We start from the raw sequence: 19,034 nt of genomic DNA, 5'->3' as shown, positions 1-19,034 counted from the left end.
GGAACAATCAGGAAAATCCTGAAAAAAAAGGTGATGACGTTTTAGTGGTATTGCGTGGGGGCCGCGTTAGGGATAGCAGCGTAAAGCCCGCAGCGCGCGTTGGGTTTGCGGGCAGGAAAGGCGAGGACTTGCAGCGGATAGCCCGGCCGTAGGCAACGCCCATATCACAAAACAGATCAAAAAAATAAACTTAATAATCAATGGCTTACAATCACCTCATTATAAGGAACGAAGTAATCGCAAACGGTAAAGAGGCGCTTACAGGTTCGCCCTGTAAAGTCGGGGATTGCTTCGTGCCTCGCACTGACGGTAGTATAAGAGTCTAATCCCAGAATCCGCAATAAATTTAATTTGCTACTTTTGATGTTCGATAACATGCAGGGACTAATAACAAAATCAACCGGAAGCTGGTACCAGGTACAGACCCCTGATGGGCAAAAGATAGATTGTCGCATCAAGGGAAAGTTCCGTATTAAAGGTATTACCACAACCAACCCTATCGCTGTTGGCGATATAGTTGATTTTGAAATGGAGCCCGACAGGGAAGATGGCGTGATCACTAACCTGCATCAACGAAAAAACTACATCATCCGCAAGGCTATTAACCTGAGCAAGCAGGCGCAGATCATTGCTGCCAATCTTGACCAGGCTATTTTGGTAGTTACACTGGCCTCGCCGCGTACCTCACTTGGTTTTATCGATCGCTTTTTGGTAACTGCCGAGGCTTACGATATTCCCGCAAGGCTGGTATTTAATAAACTGGATCTGTTTAGCGATGAAGGCCTGGAAGTTTTGGCCGATTATAAAGCTATTTATGAAGACATCGGCTATCCCTGTTTTGAAGTTTCGGCTATTGAGGGTACCAATATCAGCCAGGTGCAGGATCTGTTGAAAGATAAGGTAACCCTTTTTTCCGGACACTCGGGCGTTGGAAAATCAAGCCTGATCAATGCGTTGCTGCCCGAGCTGGACCTGCGCACACACATGGTATCCGACTGGAGCGATAAAGGCATGCACACCACCACCTTTGCCGAAATGTTTGAGCTGCCGCAGGGTGGTTTTATTATTGATACCCCCGGCATCCGCGAATTGGGGGTTATCGACATAGAAAAACAGGAGCTTGGCCATTTCTTCCCCGAAATGCGCGAACGGATGAACCAATGCCGTTTTAACAATTGCCGCCACATCAATGAACCCGGCTGCGCCGTACTCGAAGCTTTGGAAGAAGGGGGGATAACCCTATCGCGCTACGAAAGCTATCTGAGCATTTATCATGGTAATGATACAAGAGCTTAGGGAGAGAAGCAAGACAGCAAGAATAAAGAGTCAGGAGGAAAGAGCCAGGACTGTTAGAATCAGGAAACAAGAAAAACAAGCATAAAATATGTCATTGCGAGGAGCCCAACGGGAATAAGCCGGGGCGCGACGCGGCAATCGCATGCTATACAGGGCGGCTATGTTTCCGTGCGATTGCTTCGTGCAATGACATGGTTTATCAATGTTAAGACTGCACCTCGTCCAGGCCTATTTCCCCGCTGCTTCCTTCACCAGCACATCAACAATAGCCTGTTTATTGAGCAAATATTTATTAGTCAAAAACAATCCTCCTTTACCTGTCGAGGAATTAAAGAACAAATAAGTACCAACACCGGGATCATCTCCGTCATGACCGATGGTGCCGTTGGTATATAAATTCCAGAATATGCCTTTGTTGCGGTAGGTTAAGTTGATATTTTTAGGCGGATGCTCCTTGTTGAACTGCGCGGTGAACATGGTTTGATAAGATGCCTCAGTAAGCAGTTTTTTATCGTGCCTGGCAATTGCCATTAAATATTTGCTCAAATCTTCGGGCGAAGTTTTTAAACCACCATCAGGGTAGGTAACCAGGTCATATAATGGGAACCGGTTCTTTTGATCGAGATATAAATAGGCATGTTTCTTTAAATCTATATCTGAAACATGCCAGCCTGAATGATCCATTTTTAGGGGCTTCAGGATATATTTTTTGGTAAACTCCGCATAAGAAAGACCTGATTTGAGCTCGATGAGATAAGCCGCCAGTGCCGAGCCAATGTTGGAGTATGAGGAAACGCCTCCTGCCGGGCCTTCACCAAAATTGGCCTTACTATAGTATTGGCCTTGCGGCGATAAATAGTTGTAAAAGAACTGGGCTAAAGTTGTATCCTTTAATTTATCACCAAAACCCATCTGGTTCAGGGTTTTTATCGAAACACTGTCGTAAGTCCTCAGCTTAGGATAAAAATGATAGCAGTAATGATATATTTCAGGGTTGTCAATAATCCCCGATGAATGGTTGGTTAACTCCCTGATGGTTATTTTTCCATTGGGATCGTTAGGATTAGTCACCTTAAAAGGAAGAACATCATTGATATCAGTTTCTAAAGTAAAATACTTTAATTCGATAGCTTTCATCAACGCTACGGCAATAAAGGTTTTGCTTACCGAGCCAATGTTTTGAATTGTATTGGCCGAATAGGGGATTTGGTTAGCCACATCTGCATAGCCAAAACTATGGGAGTAACTAACTTTATTACCATCGGTCATGATCACATACATGCCAGGCAGGCTTTCATGCGTAAAAGCCTGTTGTAATTTGATGGTTAAAGAGTCTGGTCGGGTTTGCGCCTGGATGCCGCCGGTTATAAGTGCAAGGGTTAGCACACGAAGAAGTGTTTTCAAGGTTTTATAGGTTTTCATATGTCTATATTACAACAAACAGCATATAAACCCCTATCGATCAATGAAAATTATTTTATGTTCTGCTACGATAGTCGTGAACAGGTAATGGTATTCAACAAAAAAGACCTTGTGAATAACACAAGGCCCAATATTTATTCGCCTAAGGCGGTTTTGAAATCTTCGAGTAAATCGTCAAGGTCTTCAATGCCTACCGACAGGCGGATCATACTTTCAGGAATACCCATTTCTGCGCGGCGTTCGGCACCAAGCTCAAAGAAAATGGTTTGTGCAACCGGGATGGCCAGGGTACGTGTATCACCAAGGTTGCTTGATTTCACCACCAGTTTCAGTTTATTTAAAAATGCCAGGCAGTTGATACTTTCATCAAGCTCAATGCTCATCAAGCCGCCATAGCGTGCAAATAACTCGCCGGCCAATGCGTGCTGTGGGTGCGATTCAACACCCGGGTAAAATACTTTTTTAACTTTCGGGTGATTGTCGAAGTATTTAGCCAAAGCTAAAGCATTGCTGCAGGCGCGGTCGAGGCGCAAAGCCAGTGTTTCGGCGCCGACAGATATTGTATGTGCAGCTTCGGGTGATAAAGTGCCGCCGGCGTCACGTAACCCTTTCTTACGGATCTGGGTCATGCCCAGGTTCTCGGGTTTTACAACTGCCTTAAAGCCGGGGAAAATGTTTGGATAGTTTGACCAATCAAACAAACCGGTGTTGGTTACAGCACCGCCCAGAGCATTACCGTGACCGCCAATGTATTTGGTAAGTGAATTAATCACTAAACTTGCTTTAACATTAATTGGGTTAAACAGATATGGCGAGGTCATGGTGTTATCAACCACGTACATAATGCCTTTTTCTTCGCACAAATCGCCAATGTTTTTAAGATCGGCAATTTGAGTGGCTGGATTGGCAATGGTTTCAACAAACACCATGCGGGTGTTTTCTTTTATTGCCGCACGTACGTTATCAACAGCCGTGGCGTCAACAAAATCAATGCTGATGCCCATATCAATAAAAGTTTGGAAAATACTGCGGCTGTTCCCAAACAGGAACGAGCTGGCTACGATATGGTCAGTGCCTTTAATAAGGGCCATCACCGTCGCCGAAATTGCCGCCATACCGGTTGAGAAAGCGATACTTGATACCCCGTGTTCCATTTGGGTTACCTTTTGCTCCAGGGCGGTAATAGTAGGGTTACCCTGGCGCGAATAAGCGTAGCCACTTTTTTTATTCTGGAAAATATCAACCAGGTCCTGCACATCCTCGTGCCCGTAGGTTACAGAGGTGTGGATGGGTTTATGTAACGAACCATGCTCGGGTTTACCAAGCCGGTCGGCATGTAATATGGTGGTAGTGAAGCCTTTTTTTGTACTCATTTTAAATCCTATTAATTAGATATACATAATAGCGGTTGCGAACTTAATTAATTACGCACTAATTACACGAATGGAATTAGCACTAATTGTACGAATGATATCTAATTGACACTAATATTAATAGCGCGCGAGTAAGTTTATAACGTTTATAATCTGATCTAATTACACGATTATCTTATCTATAGCAAATAGGATTAGTGAAATTAGCATAAATTGTGGGCCGCAATAAAAAAGAAATTAGTGTAAAAAATATGAGAGCTGTACTGCAACGAGTTACCCAGGCAAGCTGCATGGTGGATGGAAAGATAACCGGCGAAATAGGTGCCGGATTTTTGGTATTATTAGGGATTGAAGATGCCGATACCCCAGAGGATATGCAGTGGCTTGCTAATAAAATTACAGGCATGCGTGTTTTTGGCGATGAGAACGGGCTTATGAACAAAGCCCTTGCCGATGTTAACGGGAATATACTGTTGATATCCCAGTTTACGCTTTTTGCCCAAACTAAAAAAGGAAACCGCCCGTCGTTTCTGCGGGCTGCCAAGCCGGATAAAGCGATCCCAATGTACGAACAAATGGTTCAAACGCTTGAAACATTAACAGGCAAAAAAGTAGCTACGGGGATCTTTGGCGCGGATATGAAGATCAACCTGCTTAATGATGGTCCGGTTACTATTATAATGGATACGAAGGATAGGGATAACCATTAAAATAATCCCCCGTCATTGCGAGGTACGAAGCAATCCCCGATTTGCAGATCCACCCTGTATAGTTTGGGATTGCTTCGTACCTCGCAATGACGATGTTAAATAGAAACGCAAACAGGTAAAGACTACGCCAATCCTTTTTCAATCCTTGTCTGCAAATCTGCTTTAAAAGCATCATCAAGTTTCAGCTCATTTTTTAGCGAATCATGAAATAGCTGCTGCACCATATCATTAATAACGCGGCTTTGTTTATTGTATAATACGCACACGCCGCAACCGGCCAGGTGAATGCGAAGTTCCATTTCCTCGCGGAAGGTAAGCCGTTTAAGCTGCTTTTTTTCGATGAGGAAAGTAGCTTGTTTACAGTTATATATAATTTTTTTTAAATAGCTCATTTCAGTTTAATTCCAGTTTTTTTGGAGGCATGCCCTCAGGTTAACTTTTGCCCGGTGAATGATAACCCAGAAGTTGGCCTGGCTAACATGCAGTTCGGTACAAATATTTTCGGTAGCCGCATCGTCTATGTGTTTCATGGTAAATACCGCGTTCCACAGGGCAGGTAATTTTTGAAGGCATTTTTGCAGGATGCCGTTCAATTCTTTTTTTAACAAAGGGTCCTGATCGTCCATTCCTGCAATAGGTTGCGGTGCGTATTCGGTTTTCCAATGGCCGTTATCTTCCTCAAAAAACTCATCCTGTTCCTGCACAGCTTTATTAGCCGAAGCTACAGCCAAGCCCGACGATTTTTTACGGTACACATCAATGATTTTATTTTTGAGGATAGCGGTAAGCCACGTGCGTTCGGTGCTTTTGCCCTCAAACCGGTCCACTTTTTCAAGGGCTGCCAAAAAAGTTTCCTGTACAAGGTCTTTGGCCGTGTCCTCATCGTTGATGCGCACAATGGCGTACATATACAGGTAATCGGCATAGGTGGCAACCCATTTATGTGGGTTTAATACATTAGTTTCGGTTAACATGAAATGCGGTAATGCTAATACAATTACAGGCTTAGTCGGGCGCTGGGCTTAATCCTTACAAAATAAGTTCAAATTTATTTTGTTTTAATCCAAGACATTCCTGATGATTGCTAAGTTACGCTACATGCCTTGATTTGAGCATATTATGCCGATATTTATATCAGTCAAAAAAGTAAAAAATTATTGTAAGGTTATCCCCATAAACCCGACAAAGCAGTAAAAAACGTATATCATTTAATCTAAGTGAAATGAGAAAGATCAGAATATTTGCGTTTGTGCCGTTTGTTATAGGTGCAATAATCGTTTCTGTCGCATTTATAAATTGCAAAAGCGGGGCTAAAACCAGCCAAAACGATAATTTAAAGTTTGATGGTAAAGGTTTTGCCCTTGTTGAACTGTTTACTTCCGAAGGCTGTTCAAGCTGTCCGCCAGCTGACGAACTGGTTGCCAAAGTTCAAAAAGAAGTTGGCGATAAGCCCGTTTACATTTTAGCCTACCATGTTGATTATTGGAACCGTCTTGGCTGGAAAGACGTTTTCAGCAGTGCCGATTATTCTAAACGGCAAAATGAATATGCGCGTTGGTTAAACCTGTCGCAGGTTTACACACCGCAAATTGTGGTTAATGGTAAAACGGAGTTTGTAGGCTCGCAGGAGGAGCGTTTACGCAGTGCTATTAAAAGCGGCTTGCAGGGGAGCGGCAGTGTTCAATTAAACTTAGGTGTTACTCTTAATGCGAATAATACAGCTTCGGTACAATACAAAGTTGAAGGCAATACCGGGAGCGCACCTAATGTGATATCATTGGCATTGGTTCAAAAACAAGCTGTTGTAAAAGTTGAGCGTGGTGAAAACGGCGGCCGAACATTGGCCCACGCTCAAATTGTACGAAACCTGCAAACCATGCCTTTAAACAAAAACAATGGCAGCGCAACTATTGCTTTACCTGCCGGGGTTGAAGCCCGGGGATGGGAAGTAATAGGTTTTGTGCAAAATACAAGCAACGGTGTTGTTTTGGCAGCATCGAAAAGCCTGTTCAAAGTATCGGCGGATGTTGGGCAACAAGATAAAAACTTACAATAGTTGTGTTGAATAGCATTAAGAGCATTTAGATGAAAGTAATTAAAGAGAAACACACCCTGTTAATGCGTTGGACGCATTGGGTAAACTTCCCCATCCTCACCATCATGATCTGGAGTGGCTTACTCATTTACTGGGCCAACGATACTTACACGTTCACGCTCTTCGGTGTTACTTTTATTCGCTTTTTTCCGCAGGGTTTTTATGATGCGCTGCACATTCCCCGGCGGCTGGCCGAGGGCATGGCTTTCCACTTTTTGTTTATGTGGTTTTTTGCGCTGAACGGCTTTCTGTATGTTACATATACCATTATATCGGGCCGGTGGCGGGAGCTGTTGCCAAGCCGGCACTCGTTTAAAGAAGCCTGGCTGGTGGTTTTGCACGACCTGCATATCCGCAAAACGGCCCCACCTCAAAACAAATACAATGCGGCCCAGCGTATTGCCTATACGGCTATTATTGTTATGGGCTTTGGCTCGCTGATAACAGGGCTGGCTATTTACAAACCGGTACAGTTTAATTATTTGGCCTGGCTCTGCGGCGGGTACCACCTGGCCCGTATCTGGCATTTTGTGCTTACTATTGGCTATGTGCTGTTTTTCCTGGTGCATGTTGTACAGGTAATACTTGCCGGCTGGAATAATTTCAGGTCGGTTATTTCGGGGTTTGAGGTGATAGATGAAAAACCGCAGCCCGCTATTCAAATTCAAAACGATGAAACTAATGAAAAAGCTGAATAAGGGTTTCAGTAAAAACAAAGGCCCCAAAAAGGAGCTTACCGTTGAGCAGAAGATCAGCCGGCGCAATTTTATCTCCTTCGGCAGCTTCCTGGTATTGGGCGGTGCCGCATATGGCGGCTGGCGCTGGCTTTATACTTCGCCCAATGAGGTGCCGGGCATTACAGGAGATGCCCACAAGCCATTACGTGCGGTGCTTAATGCCAACGAAAAGGTGGTTCGCCAGCTATACAGCAATAAAAACCTGGTAAAAACCTATCCAAAGGAAATGGCGGCGAAGGTGGTGCGCCACAACAGTGATATAGGCTCGGATGGTTTGATTGATGTAGACAACTGGAAACTGTCGGTCAAAAAGCAGAACGGTGAGCTATTGAATATCGGTATCGATGAAATAAAGAAACTTCCTAAAACCGAGATCATTTATGATTTTAAGTGCGTAGAAGGCTGGGACCAGATTTCGCACTGGGGCGGCGTAAAATTCAGCGATTTTATAGCTCATTTTAAGCTTGATGCCGAAGCCCGGTTTGAGTATGTAGGCATGGAAACGCCCGACAGGGAATATTACGTGGGCGTTGACATGCCAAGCGCTATGCATCCGCAAACCCTGCTGGCCTATGAGGTTAACGAAAAACCCTTACCTCCAAAGCATGGCGCACCGCTAAGGCTCATTATCCCTGTAAAATATGGCATCAAAAACCTGAAGCGGATAGGCAGTATTTCTTTCAGTAACACCCGACCCCGAGATTACTGGGCCGAACAGGGGTATGATTATTACGCCGGGTTGTAAAACAACCGGTTAAACCTCCATTATATATTGATGTAATATTTGCATATTGCATTAAATGCCAGCCAATAAACTACCACTTTCCAAACAGCTTGCTTATGCCTGCGGAATGATAGGGTGGAGCATCATGACCAATATTATCATTGTGATGCTGCCTTACTTTTACCTGCCGCCAAACAATGCCGGGCTTACTACGCTGGTACCTCAATTGTTGCTTTTTGGCCTGTTCAATATCATGTCTGTGATTACAGCTTCCGGGCGGTTGGTGGATGCTTTTTTTGATCCTTTTATTGCCTCGCTAAGTGATAAAAGCGAAAACCGTCGTGGGCGGCGCATTCCTTTTATGCAATGGGCTGTTTTACCTGCAGCTTTATTTTGCGGATTAACCTTTTACCCCATGGTAAAGGGCGAAAGTATCCATAACGCTTACTGGCTTACCTTTACGCTTATTTGCTTTTTTATGGGTGCTACGGCCTATATTATCCCGTACAACGCCCTGCTGCCGGAGCTTACCCGTACGGGCAGCGAAAGGGTTAAACTATCATCATTACAACAGGTGGGTTTTGTGATAGGGATTATCCTATCGGCCATGGTCAATAACTTTGCCGACTGGGTACAACGCTTTGCCGGTACCCTCAATCGCGATACCGCCGTACAGTACACCATTTGGGGGCTGGCCATATTTGCCGGGCTGGTGATGCTCGTGCCTGTATTCACCATAGACGAAAAACGGTATTCAAACGGTCACCCATCGCACTTGCCGCTATTGCCTGCTATTCAAAAAACCTTTGAAAACCGGAATTTCAAATATTACCTGATATCCGATTTTTCGTACTATATGGCATTAAGCATCATATCAAGTGGCTTACTGTTTTTTTTAAAATCGTTGTTAAATCTGCCCGAATCTATGGGCGGAGAACTTATGGCTACGATGGTATTGGTATCACTGCTGTTTTATCCGCTGGTTAATTACCTATCGCAAAAGATTGGCAAAAAACCTATCGTGCTTTTTTCGTTCGGGTTACTGAGTTTAATTTTTGTAGCGATATTTTTCCTGGGCAAACTTCCATTTACACCACAGGTGCAAATCTATACGCTGGTTATCAGTGCGTCGTTTCCGCTGGCCTCGCTGGGTATTTTACCCAATGCTATACTTGCCGAAATAGCACAGAACGAGGCTAAACGTACCGGTGAGAACCGGGAAGGAATGTTCTTTGCGGTTAAATACCTGTTTGTAAAACTGGGCCAAACACTGGGTATTGCATTGTTCGCGTTTTTAACCATTTATGGAAAAGACCCAGGCAACGATTATGGACTGCGCCTGAACGGCATTTGCGGTTGTGTGCTTTGTTTGCTGGCTTTTGTTTTCTTTAACCGGTTCAGGGAGCGCAGGAACAGGGGCAAAAAGAGAACCTCCCATCATTGAGCTTCAAGTCCCGCCGGGCCTTTAAAGGCAGGTAACATGTTGCTGTGGGGCCTGAATCGGCTGTTTATCGGTTTGCGCTTCAGCAACACAGGCAAAAAGAAGAGAAGCCATCAAAATGACTATGACGTATTTGATTATGATTGCGCTCATTTTCCTTTGCCGTTAAATGTGTTATAAAACAATTGCCCTTGTAGAATAAAAAAAGCCTGCCATTTGTTTTAAATGCAGGCCTTCAGGATATCAGTGTAAAAGCAATATTACACCAGGTTCTTTTTAATATAGCTGATACTTTGTGCAATGCTCACAAACGGATCGCCCGGGCAAACATCCTGCTCAACAAAGAAATATTTGAGGCCCGATTTTTTAGCCTGGGTAAAGATCTTTTTAAAGTCGATAACACCATTACCAACTTCAGTAAATTTCTTTTCAGGCGTTTTGTCCATGTCTTTAACATGCCATAAAGGGAAACGGCCCGGGTGTTTATCAATAAGGGCGATAGGATCCTGGTTTGCTTTATTAACCCAATACAGGTCCATTTCCATTTTTACAAGGTCTTTATCGGTGTTCTCCAAAAGGATCTCATATGGGTATTTACCGTTTTCCTGTATAAATTCAAAGTCGTGGTTGTGATAGCAAAGCTGGATACCCGCGCCTTTACAGGTTTCGCCGGCTATATCAAGCATATTGGCCACGTTTTTATAATGGTCAAGATTGCCGCGCTCAGATTGTGAAAGATATGCGCAAACCATGTATTGCACACCAGCTTCGGCAGCGTCATCAACGGCTTTTTTCCAGTCGTTCATGATGGTTCCTTTTTGTTGTTCGCCGTTAACCAGCTCCTCGCCTAAACGGTAATGCGCGCTCGGCATGATGAGGCCGTTTTGTTTTAAAACATTTGCAAAATCGCCGGGGCGCATGCCATAAAACAATTCGGTACCAGTATAAGTTGCACCTTCAACAGATGTGAAACCTGTTTTGGCAACCTTTGCCAATGCAGCAACAGGGTCGGCAGCCATAGCATCACGCACAGTATATAATTGTAAGCCTATATATTTTTTATCATATGCAAACAAATTAGGAGCTGCCAACAGGCCTGCTGAAAGTAGCGCCGAAGTTTTTAGAAAAGATCGTCTGGTAGTCATTGGTTTATGATTTTTATGATTGGTTGTGTAAATATAACGCATTAAAAATGCCAAAACAAAGACCGAAATTACGCCGATTGGTTTAATGCAGAGGTATAGTATTGTAATTTTTACAGGTTTAGCTGAATATTTATAAAAATATACAAAAAGAAAAAGCCGCTGTGTGGCGGCTCTTCATATGCTTTGGGTAAAGTATTATCTTCCTTTTTTAATGTTGGGAAACTTCATTTTATAATCCACATCAACCATGCCTTTTGATATATCGTTAAGCTTTTTTTCGATAAGCCGTTTACGTAACGGGCTTAGCTTATCGGTAAACAATTTGCCTTCAATGTGATCGTATTCGTGCTGGATAACGCGCGCGGCCATGCCTTTAAACGTTTCTTCATGATGTTTCCAGTTCTCGTCATAGTATGACATGCGTACAACCGGCTTGCGGTATACATCCTCACGAATATCCGGAATGCTCAGGCAGCCTTCGTTAAAGCCCCATTCCTCACCGGTTTCTTCCAGTATGGTAGCGTTGATGAACGCTTTTTTGAAATCCTTTAGCTCCGGTTCGTCATCATCAAAGGGGGTGGCATCCACTACAAATAAACGCATTGACATGCCTACCTGCGGCGCTGCCAGTCCAACGCCACGGGCCGCATACATGGTTTCAAACATATTGTCAACCAGTTCTTTTATATGCGGATACTCGTCGGGCTCAATGGCTGTTGCTTTCTTTCTTAAAACAGGATCACCGTAGGCAATGATAGGATACTTCATCTTGCAAAAATAAAGGATTATTGCTTAGGCTCAAATAGCAAAGTGATCAGGCGGTCATTATCAAAAATTTCATTGCTGATCTCCAGCAATTGCTCGGCACTTACCTGGTTAATTTTAGCAAAGATCTCTTCGAGGGTGTCAACACGGTTAAAATCAATCATGCTTTTGGCCATGGCAATAATGAGGCTCATGCGGTTTTCTTCTGCTAATGCTATTTGTCCGATAAACTTTTGCCGGGCCTGGTGCAATTGCAAACTGCCCAGCTTTTGTTCACGCAGTTTTTTCAGCTCCTTATGAATCAGTTTTGAGGCTTTGTTTGCTTTTTCGGTATCCGTACCAAAATAAATAGAAAAGATGCCGGTATCGGTTAAGGGGGTGTAATTTGATTCGACAGTATAGGCTATACCATGTTTTTCCCTGATCTCGAGGTTGAGCCGGCTGCTCATGCCCACCCCGCCCAGCAGGTTGTTAAGCAATAATAAACCCCATTTATGCTCATGCGATGATGAATAAGCCTGTGTGCCTATAATGCAGTGCGTTTGTGAGATAGGTTTGTTAACGATATGGATACTACCCGTACTTTGTACTGGCTTTACCCGATTTTTTTGAAGCTCATTTAAAGGAACATGGCCGAAATACTTTTCAGACATAGCCACCAGTTTCCTGAACTCATAATTGCCGTGTACGGCGAAGATCATTTCGGTTGTATTATAGTTTGCCGCTATAAACCCCCGGATGTCGTCCCCGTTAAGCCTGCCAACAGTTTCGGGCGTCCCTAAAATGTTTTGCCCCATGGGGTGTTCCTTAAATAGCAGCTCTTCAAAGTCATCCTGTATGGCTTCTTCCGGCTGGTCAAGATAGGAAGCTATTTCATCTAAAATAACACCGCGCTCTTTCTCCTGTTCATCATCGGGGAACGTGGAATGAAATAATATATCCTCAAAAAGATCCATAGTGCGGTCAAGGTGCTGGTTAAGCAACGATGCGTGGATGCAGGTATATTCTTTAGTGGTATAAGCGTTAAGATCGGCGCCAACAAGCTCAAGCCTGTTGAGGATCTGATTGGTGTTACGGCGTTCGGTTTCTTTAAACAGCAGGTGCTCAATAAAATGGGCAAGGCCTTCCTGTCCCGGAGCTTCGTCGCGCGATCCCGCGTTTACAATAAAGCAGCAATGTGTAATTGCAGATGGCCAGTGCTTATACAGTATGCGGATACCATTAGGTAAAGTATAAAGGTGATAGTCAATCATTCGGCTGCAAAGATAAGCTTATATGTCACAATTATTTTTCACGCTATTGTAAGTGATTAATAGTATTTTAGGCGCTTAAAATCAAATTTCGCCGGGATTAATGTAAACCGCGGAACTATACTGCCTTTAAAAAACAAACTAAACCCAATGACAAAACAAATAGCCGATCTGGAATTTGAGATACTACTAACTGCCGATAAGATTGAAGAACGTGTGAAAGAAATTGGCATACAATTAAATGAGGATTATAGCAATAGAATACCGGTTTTTATAGGCGTACTCAGCGGCAGTTTTCTTTTTATAGCCGACCTGATCAAACAAGTGGGCATTCCCTGCGAAATTAACTTCACCAAATTAGCATCATACTATGGTGGCACCTCCAGTACGCTAAAAATACGGGAAGATATTGATTTAACGGTTGATATTAGGGGACGCGATGTACTTATTATTGAAGATATTGTTGATACGGGCAATACAGCTCACTATCTAATTCAGAAACTTAAGGAAAGAGAGCCCGCGTCATTAAGGTTATGCTCATTATTATTAAAGCCGGCCGCTCTTCAAAAAAAGATAGAGGAGCTTAAGTATGTGGGCTTTGAAATAGAAAACGAGTTTGTAGTAGGTTATGGCCTTGATTACAAGGAAATGGGGCGTAATTTAAAAGATATTTATAAAAAAGTAGGATAAGATTAAACGGATATTAACAGGAAATTTGGTGGTTGCTATTGATGTATAGCACATTATGGGTAATTTTTTTAACAACTGATTAAAACAATAGCTCCCTTGTTTCGTTTTAGGGTTTATGAAATATACATCTTTACTTTTATCAGGCTGCATGGCAGCATCGTTTTTGTTTTCTTCATGTGATAAAAAAGGGTCGGCTACTTCAACTGTTGCTATTACCATAACTGATGGCCAGACCGGCGCTGCATCGGCAGGTGCAACAGTAAAACTGTATGATGATGTAAATAAACCCAATACCGGGGAAGCGCCCTCATACACACTTACTACGGATGCGTCAGGAAAAGCGACTGCAGTAGTTGCCTATATAGGAGAGTATTACATTGTTGCTGAAAAAGGAACCCAGAAAAGCTACTACAATGGTTTGATTCCGATAGGTATTTTTAAAACCCAGGCCGATATTGACAGCAGCCCTAAACAAACACCTGCAGCGATAATTGGTTCCGTGAAATTTAAAGACACCAATAACGATGGCGTTATCAACGACTCAGACAAAGCAAAAGCGCCGAATTTGTTTTTGCAAGAAGGACAAACGCTTAATTACAGCTTAGCGGTTTATTAATTTTTTATAAGCGGAACGCTAACTCAGTTTCGTCTTACAGTGGATATTGAAGCAACAAAAGTGCTCGCATATTTAAAATGCGAGCTTTTTTGTAGATTTTGGGGCAATCTCGACAGTGAAAGTTTAAGAGTTTCAGAATAAGACTATTTTCTATATTTTTATTCTATGTTTAAAGCCTTTTTATTCCTTATCTCAATATTTTGTTTTGCCGCATCTGCCAGTTGTCAGCAGCGCGATACAATTGTTTATTATTTCAAGCATAACTTAAATAGAGACGGCAAGGATATACTTGTAACCACAATTGATAGCGCCGATTATGTCAGGGCCATTTTGCCCGCTGATTCAGGGGATGTTATGCCAAATGTTAAAGAGTACTATACCAACGGAAATGTAAAGTTTATAGGCAAGTCTTATTTTGATGGGCCCTTTTATTTCAAAAAGGCTACAATGCTATTGACTGGAGATTGCGTTAGTTTTTACCCGAATGGCAAGCGAAAAGGTATACTACACTATTCAAACGGATATAAAGATGGGGACGAGTATCTATACTATCCCACAGGTAAGTTGTTTTCGCGAACAAAAAACGTACACGGTAAGATAGTTTTTTACGTCAAGAGCCTTTACCTTGATTGTTATGATCCCTCTGGTAAATTAATTTGCGAAAATGGAAGAGGCCATTGGACTGTGTATGACGATGAATTTAAAAACATGATACTTGAAGGCGAAGTTATAAATGGACTTCCCGAAGGAATATGGCACGGAAAAACAGGAGAGGCCGATTCTATTAAATATACATATCAATACGAAAAAGGAAAGTTCATCAGAGGGACAGGGATTGATAGAAACGGTGTTGCCTACCCTTTTACAGAAGAAAACACTTTGGGTATGTATAAAAATAGCCTCATGGTTTTTATTGATTTAATAAACAGAAAGATTAAAGGCTTCCGGGGTTCAAATGGCGAAAAAATTTCATTGAAGAATGTAAGCGTTTCGTTTATTATTGAGAAAGATGGTTCGCTTTCCCATCCCGAAGTACTGGGCGATTTGGACAGCGCCATAAAAGAAAAGATAGCCGCGATATTATTGAGGGAAAGCGGCTGGATGCCACACAAATACTATGGAATTCCCCTTAAAACCAAGATAATAATACCTTTAAATTATGAAACTAATGGGTCTTACAGCGCTCAGCATTCCGTGGTTTCTTTTAGTGAGTTTGTTGTTGAGTAATGCTGCCGTAGATAATGTTAGCAGATGAAATTTAGTCATTAAGTTTGATTGGTTAACGCATTATGCGAACTTAATATAAAGACGTGCTGTTGCGTGTGCATGTCCTCATGAAAACTTTTCACCATTGTTGGAATTCCAATACATAGAAAGACATTATGTTGTCGTGGGGATACGACAACAGGAGATGATTATATTATCCCCGCCACTTCGCTTAGCATTCTCACCGCCTCATCAACACTATCAATTCCCTCAATGCCCAAACGGAGCGTATTTTTAACTTCTTTCAAATTAGTGCGCCTTGGGTTGTTCTTCACAAAGTCGAGCACATTACGGAAGGCCTCGGTTTCAAAGTAACTTGATTGCTGGTTGGTGATAAAATAACCACGCAAAACGTTTTTCTTGAGCGAGATCTTTTCAAAGCCAATAGCTTTCCCCAGCCATTGCAACCGCAGGGTGTTAAGCAACCCGTTAACCTGTGCGGGGACAGGCCCAAAGCGGTCGTTCAGTTTTTGTTGAAAGGCTTGTAATTCTACCTCGTTTTCCAGTTTGGAAAGCTCGGTATACAGGTTATATCGCTCGGAGAGATTAGTTACATACTCATCGGGAATGAGGATCTCCAGGTCGGTATCAATTTGGGTAAAGGAGATATATGGGCGGGGCTTATCCTCGGGGAAAACGCCTTTAAATTCATCTTCCTTTAGTTCCTGTATGGCTTCGTCGAGGATCTTATGATACATTTCAAAGCCAATTTCGGCAATGAAGCCGCTTTGTTCGGCGCCAAGCAGGTTACCGCTGCCACGGATATCCAAATCCCTCATAGCCACATTAAAGCCGCTGCCCAGGTCGCTGAACTCTTCAATGGCACTCAGGCGTTTGCGGGCCTCGCTGGTCAACGTTGACAACGGCGGACTTAGTAAATAACAATACGCCTTTTTATTACTCCTGCCCACACGGCCGCGCATCTGGTGCAGGTCGCTCAATCCAAACATATGGGCGTAGTTGATGATAATGGTATTGGCATTGGGAATGTCCAGGCCGGCCTCAATAATGGTTGTAGCTACCAACACATCATACTCGTGGTTCACGAATTTAAGCATTACATCTTCCAGATCGTCACCTTCCAATTGGCCGTGGGCTATACCTATACGGGCTTTCGGTACCAGCTTACGGATCATGCCGCCCAATTGCGGCAGATCGGCCACGCGGTTGTGGATAAAGAACACCTGCCCGCCGCGGTCAATCTCAAATTCAACCGCTTCTTTAATGAGCTTATCATTAAACACATGCAGCTCGGTAACAACCGGCTGGCGGTTTGGCGGCGGAGTTGATATGATAGAAAGGTCACGTGCGCCCATTAACGAAAAATGAAGCGTACGCGGGATAGGAGTTGCTGTTAAGGTAAGCGTATCTACATTGGCGCGCATTTGCTTCAGTTTTTCTTTGGTTGATACGCCAAACTTCTGCTCTTCGTCAATGATCATCAGGCCAAGGTCTTTAAATTTCACATCCTTGCTTACCAAACGATGTGTGCCTATGATGATATCTACTTTACCTTCTTTTAGTTTCTCCAGGGTATCCTTGATCTGCCGGGTTGATTTAAAGCGGTTAACATAATCAATATTGGCAGGAAAACCTTTGAGTCTATCGGTAAAAGTTTTGTAGTGTTGTGCGGCTAAAATAGTAGTTGGTACAAGGATGGCCACCTGCTTGCTATCGGCAACTGCCTTGAATGCCGCGCGAACAGCAACTTCCGTTTTACCAAAACCCACGTCGCCGCAAATGAGGCGGTCCATAGGGTGGGGCGACTCCATATCTTTTTTAAAATCGGCAGTGGCTTTTTCCTGGTCGGGAGTGTCCTCGTACAGGAATGATGCCTCCAGTTCGGTTTGCAGGTAGCTATCGGGCGAAAAAGCATTGCCATGCTGGGCTTTACGGAGCGCGTAAAGCTTGATCAGGTCCCGGGCTATGTCCTTAACTTTTTTTTTTGTCGTTTTCTTCAAACGTTCCCAGGTGTCGGTACCCAGCTTGTTCATTTTGGGAACGGAGCCTTCTTTACCGCTGAATTTGGAGATGCGGTTAAGCGAGTTGATGTTCACATACAGCAGGTCATTATCAGCATAAATCAGGCGGATCATTTCCTGTTGTTTGCCGTTGACGTCAACCTTTTCCAAGCCTGCATATTTGCCTATACCGTGGTCGATATGGGTAACATAATCGCCGGGTTTAAGGTCGCGGAGCTCTTTCAGCGTAATAGCTTGGGAACGCTGATAGCCCTTGCGGGTTTTGTATTTATAGTAACGGTCAAAGATCTGGTGATCGGTATAGCAGGCTATCTTTTGTTCGTGATCAATGAAACCTTCGCGTATGGAGATGCTTACCGGCGTAAATTTTACCGTTTTGTCCAGGTCGTCCAAAATGGCGTATAAACGCTCAACCTGTTTGGCTGAATCGGTAAAGATGAAGTTCTCTATCTTGTCAGACTCATTGTTTTTGAAATTATGAATGAGCAGCGTAAAATCTTTATTAAACGATGGCTGCGGGCGCATATCAAAATTGATAGCGGTAGCGTCATGGTAAAAAAACTGCTTCCCAAACTCTACCACAGGGAAATCATGCAACTGATCACCGATCAGTTTTTCGTCGGTAAAACCAAATTTGGGGTCAATCCAATCGGGGTTTTGTGCCTTTTCATCTGCAGAGAGGGCTTTCCAAAGGTTTACAGCCTTTTTATAACCGGTTTGGATAATGTCCAGCGTAAACTGAACATCCTTGATCCATACCTGCGTGCCTGCTTCCACATATTCAAGCAGGGAGATGTTATTCTCCGTTAGAAATTTAGATTGTACGTTGGGAACAATGGTAATGCTTTTAACATGCTCAACCGATAGTTGACTCTCGATTTCAAACGTACGGATCGACTCAATGAAATCACCAAAAAACTCAACCCGGTAGGGGAGCATATGCGAAAAAGAGAAGATATCAACAATACCGCCACGGATAGAAAATTGCCCCGGCTCATATACAAAATCAACCCGTTCAAAATCGTACTCTATCAAAAACTCATTAATGAAATCAATACTGAGCTTATTGCCAACGGCTATCTCAAGTGTGTTTTTTTCAAGCGAAGAGCGATCAATTACTTTTTCGGCCAGGGCCTCCGGGTAGGTAACAATGAGCTGGCCGTATTCTGTACTATGGTTAAGCTCATTCAAAACCTCGGCACGGGCAAGCACATTGCTGCTGTCGGGCTGGGTAAACTCAAATGGCTTGCGGTATGATGAGGGGAACAGCAGGGCTTCTTTGCCGGTGAGGTTTTCCAGGTCGGCCTGGAAATAGCCTGCTTCTTCGCGGTCGGGCAGTACAAATACCATGTGTTTGTGCTGCAAAAAATACAATGCTACCGCCATGGCCGAATCACTTGATCCCACCAAACCACGTAGCTGTACCCTTGGATTTTTTGATGCGTTAAGCGCGGTAGCCAACGCTTTTATCCGGTCATCAGCCTTATATCTGTCTAATATATCACGGATGTTCAAACCGCCG

At 43.4% G+C, this 19,034-nt stretch carries 17 protein-coding genes; 9 read left to right on the top strand and 8 right to left on the bottom strand.

Features of this window, described 5'->3' with window-relative positions; genetic code table 11:
- Positions 1-375: 375 nt before the first annotated feature.
- Positions 376-1,296, top strand: a complete 921-nt coding sequence (rsgA, locus tag ACP26M_RS21500; protein WP_426583150.1) for a ribosome small subunit-dependent GTPase A — start codon at positions 376-378, stop codon at positions 1,294-1,296.
- 228 nt (positions 1,297-1,524) lie between these two features.
- Here rsgA and ACP26M_RS21495 read toward each other — a convergent pair whose 3' ends face one another.
- Positions 1,525-2,718: a serine hydrolase domain-containing protein gene (locus ACP26M_RS21495; RefSeq protein WP_426583148.1), complete on the bottom strand. Its 1,194-nt coding sequence runs from the start codon at positions 2,716-2,718 to the stop codon at positions 1,525-1,527.
- 134 nt (positions 2,719-2,852) lie between these two features.
- Positions 2,853-4,091, bottom strand: coding sequence for a cystathionine gamma-synthase family protein (locus ACP26M_RS21490; protein WP_426583146.1), 1,239 nt, complete (start codon positions 4,089-4,091; stop codon positions 2,853-2,855).
- Positions 4,092-4,342: 251 nt separating this feature from the next.
- On the opposite strand from ACP26M_RS21490, the gene dtd reads away from it, so the two are divergent.
- The gene (gene dtd, locus ACP26M_RS21485) at positions 4,343-4,801 is read left to right on the top strand and encodes a D-aminoacyl-tRNA deacylase (RefSeq protein WP_426583144.1); all 459 of its coding nucleotides are present in this window, start codon (positions 4,343-4,345) and stop codon (positions 4,799-4,801) included.
- A gap of 122 nt (positions 4,802-4,923) precedes the next feature.
- Here the strand turns inward: dtd and ACP26M_RS21480 are convergent, their stop codons facing one another.
- Together ACP26M_RS21480 and ACP26M_RS21475 are read right to left on the bottom strand one after the other, a co-directional pair.
- Positions 4,924-5,193 (bottom strand): hypothetical protein, encoded by a 270-nt coding sequence (locus ACP26M_RS21480; protein ID WP_426583142.1) that lies wholly within the window; start codon positions 5,191-5,193, stop codon positions 4,924-4,926.
- Positions 5,194-5,199: 6 nt separating this feature from the next.
- Complete coding sequence (locus ACP26M_RS21475; protein ID WP_426583140.1) at positions 5,200-5,775, bottom strand: sigma-70 family RNA polymerase sigma factor; 576 nt, start codon at positions 5,773-5,775, stop codon at positions 5,200-5,202.
- A gap of 248 nt (positions 5,776-6,023) precedes the next feature.
- Between ACP26M_RS21475 and ACP26M_RS21470 the strand changes: the two genes are divergently transcribed.
- Genes ACP26M_RS21470 through ACP26M_RS21455 form a run of 4 tightly spaced genes read left to right on the top strand, consistent with a single transcriptional unit; the run spans position 6,024 to position 9,801 of the window.
- Complete coding sequence (locus ACP26M_RS21470) at positions 6,024-6,857, top strand: DUF1223 domain-containing protein (protein ID WP_426583138.1); 834 nt, start codon at positions 6,024-6,026, stop codon at positions 6,855-6,857.
- A gap of 29 nt (positions 6,858-6,886) precedes the next feature.
- Complete coding sequence (locus ACP26M_RS21465; protein WP_175490093.1) at positions 6,887-7,594, top strand: cytochrome b/b6 domain-containing protein; 708 nt, start codon at positions 6,887-6,889, stop codon at positions 7,592-7,594.
- Positions 7,569-8,378 (top strand): molybdopterin-dependent oxidoreductase, encoded by an 810-nt coding sequence (locus ACP26M_RS21460; RefSeq protein WP_426583136.1) that lies wholly within the window; start codon positions 7,569-7,571, stop codon positions 8,376-8,378. Before ACP26M_RS21465 ends, ACP26M_RS21460 begins: the two co-directional genes overlap by 26 nt.
- 55 nt (positions 8,379-8,433) lie before the next feature.
- On the top strand, positions 8,434-9,801 hold the full coding sequence (locus ACP26M_RS21455) for an MFS transporter (protein ID WP_373615634.1): 1,368 nt from the start codon (positions 8,434-8,436) through the stop codon (positions 9,799-9,801).
- A 257-nt stretch (positions 9,802-10,058) separates the two neighbouring features.
- On the opposite strand, the gene ACP26M_RS21450 is transcribed toward ACP26M_RS21455, so the two are convergent.
- From ACP26M_RS21450 to ACP26M_RS21440, 3 genes are all read right to left on the bottom strand, one after another.
- Positions 10,059-10,943, bottom strand: a complete 885-nt coding sequence (locus ACP26M_RS21450) for a sugar phosphate isomerase/epimerase family protein (protein WP_090533817.1) — start codon at positions 10,941-10,943, stop codon at positions 10,059-10,061.
- A 195-nt stretch (positions 10,944-11,138) separates the two neighbouring features.
- Positions 11,139-11,711, bottom strand: coding sequence for a peptide deformylase (gene def, locus ACP26M_RS21445; RefSeq protein WP_373615639.1), 573 nt, complete (start codon positions 11,709-11,711; stop codon positions 11,139-11,141).
- Between the two features lie 17 nt (positions 11,712-11,728).
- Positions 11,729-12,958 (bottom strand): M16 family metallopeptidase, encoded by a 1,230-nt coding sequence (locus tag ACP26M_RS21440; RefSeq protein WP_426589753.1) that lies wholly within the window; start codon positions 12,956-12,958, stop codon positions 11,729-11,731.
- Positions 12,959-13,108: 150 nt separating this feature from the next.
- Here ACP26M_RS21440 and hpt point away from each other — a divergent pair, with 150 nt between their 5' ends.
- The 3 genes from hpt to ACP26M_RS21425 all read left to right on the top strand — a co-directional run bounded on the left by hpt (position 13,109) and on the right by ACP26M_RS21425 (position 15,491).
- Positions 13,109-13,648 carry a hypoxanthine phosphoribosyltransferase gene (gene hpt / locus ACP26M_RS21435; protein ID WP_426583133.1) on the top strand — a complete coding sequence of 180 codons (540 nt, stop codon included), beginning with the start codon at positions 13,109-13,111 and terminating at the stop codon, positions 13,646-13,648.
- Positions 13,649-13,796: 148 nt separating this feature from the next.
- Positions 13,797-14,264: a hypothetical protein gene (locus ACP26M_RS21430; RefSeq protein WP_426583131.1), complete on the top strand. Its 468-nt coding sequence runs from the start codon at positions 13,797-13,799 to the stop codon at positions 14,262-14,264.
- Between the two features lie 165 nt (positions 14,265-14,429).
- On the top strand, positions 14,430-15,491 hold the full coding sequence (locus ACP26M_RS21425; protein ID WP_426583129.1) for a hypothetical protein: 1,062 nt from the start codon (positions 14,430-14,432) through the stop codon (positions 15,489-15,491).
- Between the two features lie 188 nt (positions 15,492-15,679).
- Here ACP26M_RS21425 and mfd read toward each other — a convergent pair whose 3' ends face one another.
- On the bottom strand, positions 15,680-19,027 hold the full coding sequence (mfd, locus tag ACP26M_RS21420; protein ID WP_426583127.1) for a transcription-repair coupling factor: 3,348 nt from the start codon (positions 19,025-19,027) through the stop codon (positions 15,680-15,682).
- Positions 19,028-19,034 lie beyond the last annotated feature (7 nt).

Source organism: Mucilaginibacter sp. R-33, from assembly GCF_049949235.1.
In the GTDB taxonomy this organism is placed as follows: Bacteria; Bacteroidota; Bacteroidia; order Sphingobacteriales; family Sphingobacteriaceae; genus Mucilaginibacter.
The sequence above is the reverse complement of the archived record's forward strand: the minus strand, read 5'-3'. Positions and strand labels throughout refer to the sequence as shown.